Annotated in this window: 1 protein-coding gene; it reads right to left on the bottom strand. The window is 70.4% G+C overall.

Going from position 1 to position 2,263, the window contains the following annotated elements:
- A partial coding sequence (locus VNT50_RS01290; RefSeq protein ID WP_325483305.1) for a DEAD/DEAH box helicase occupies window positions 1–1,899 on the bottom strand: 1,899 nt, incomplete at its 3' end.
- Window positions 1,900–2,263 lie beyond the last annotated feature (364 nt).

Here is a 2,263-nt window from a genome sequence, read left to right as displayed (position 1 = left end):
CTGGCCGTACGCGGGGAGCACGTTGACGCGGTCGTGGGTGATCTCCACGATCCGCCAGCTCGTCGTGCCTAGTGTGAACACGTCGTTGACGCGCGACTCGTAGACCATCTCCTCGTCGAGTTCGCCGACGCGGGCGTTGCGGGTCTCGCCCGCGACGAAGACGCCGAAGAGCCCGCGGTCGGGGATCGTGCCACCGCTCGTGACGGCGAGGCGCTGGGCGCCGGGGCGGCCCGTTATGGTGCCTTGGTCGCGATCCCACACCACGCGCGGGCGCAGCTCCGCGAACTCGTCGGAGGGATACCGTCCCGCGAGCAGATCGAGGGTCGCCTCGTAGGCGCTGCGGGGGAGCGTGCGAAACGGCGCGCTGCGCTTGACCGTCTCGAACCAGTCTTCGACGTCGATCGCGCCGAGAGCGGCGGCCGCCACCGTCTGCTGGGCCAGGATGTCGAGTGGATTCTGGGGCACGGCGATCGCCTCGATCTGCCCTGCCAGCATCCGCTCGGTGACGATCGCCGTGTGCAGCACATCTCCGCGGTGCTTGGGGAAGAGCGCGGCGCGGCTGACCTCGCCCACCTGGTGCCCCGCGCGTCCGACCCGCTGCAGTCCGCTCGCAGCGCTGGGCGGGGCCTCGACCTGGATGACCAGGTCGACGGCGCCCATGTCGATGCCCAGCTCGAGGCTGCTCGTGGCGACGACGCAGCGCAGCACGCCTGACTTGAGCTCTTCTTCGACGAGGGCGCGCTGCTCTTTCGACACGGAGCCGTGGTGCGCTTTCGCGAGCACGGGATCGGCGCCAGCACTGATGCCGGCCTGCGCCATCACTGCAGCGGGTACTGCGGCCTCGGGGAGGTCCACCCCGAGGCGCTCGGCATAGATCTCGTTGAGCCGGCCCGTGAGGCGCTCGGCCAGGCGCCGCGAGTTGGAGAACACGATCGTCGAGCGGTGCGCGAGGATGCGGTCGACGATCGCCTCTTCGACGTGCGGCCAGATCGAGCCCGTCATCTCGGTGCTTCCCGGACGCTGAGCATCGGGGGCGAACCAGTCGCCATCGCCCTCCGCGGGCGCCTCCGCACCGGCCGGAGGCGGGGGATTGAGCATGTCGTCGACCGGGACGACGACCTTCAGGTCGAACGCCTTCGTCGCGCGCGGTGCCACGATCTCGACGGGCGCGGTGCCGCCGAGGAAGCGCGCCACCTCATCGATCGGCCGCACGGTCGCCGACAGGCCGATGCGCTGGGCGGGCTTCACACCCGGGTCCTCCGTGCGCCGGAGGGCATCGAGCCGCTCCAGGCTCACCGCGAGGTGGGCGCCGCGCTTCGTCGCGGCGACCGCGTGCACCTCGTCGACGATGACCGTGTGCACGCCCTTGAGCGTCTCGCCCGCTTGGCTCGTGAGCATCAGATACAGCGACTCGGGCGTCGTGATCAGGATGTCGGGTGGATGCTGCACCAGCTGCCGCCGCTCGCCCGATGTGGTGTCGCCGGAGCGGACACCGACGCTGACCGCCGGGGAGGCGATGCCCAGGCGGCGTGCCGCCTGGGCGATGCCGACGAGCGGGGAGCGCAGGTTGCGCTCGACGTCGACGCCCAATGCCTTCAGGGGAGAGATATACAGGATGCTGGTGCGCTCAGGCTCGCGGTCGGCGCGCTTGCGCCCGCGCTGCGCCGTGCCGGGCTCGCGCGGCGGGGTGGCCGCAGCATCCTTCTCGTGGAAGACCCGGTCGATCGCCCACAGGAATGCCGACAGCGTCTTGCCCGAGCCGGTGGGCGCCACCACCAGGGCGTGCTTGCCGTGCGAAATCGCCTCCCACGCGCCGATCTGGGCGGTGGTCGGCGCGGCGAACGCGCCGCGGAACCAGTCCCGGGTCGCGGGACCGAACCGCTCGAGCACATCGGCCATCCCTCCATCTTCGTCCTTGGCACCGACATTGCGTCGATCTCTGTCGTCGTCTTCCTGCGCTCGACTTTCGCTGGTTCACGAATCCATCACGGTTTGCGACGCTAGGTGAATTCGGCTCACCGCCTCCGTGCTCGTCGGCTAGATTCTCGGGACCGGTCCTCGTCTGAGAAGGGCCCGCGACGAGAGATGGCCGATCGATGACTGTCCCCACGTTCCGCATTGCCGTCGCGTGCCTCGCGCTTGCCGCCGTCTTCGGCGCTACCGCGTGCGCGCCGACCCCAGAGCCCACCGAGACGGTGTCGTCTGAATCGACGGTCGCGCCCACTCCGGCACCGACGCCCGAGGCGCTCGTCGTCGACCCGGG

The sequence above is a fragment of the Microbacterium sp. genome (assembly GCF_035554235.1).
Lineage (GTDB): Bacteria > Actinomycetota > Actinomycetes > Actinomycetales > Microbacteriaceae > Microbacterium.
This window is presented reverse-complemented; position numbering and strand designations above follow the sequence as displayed.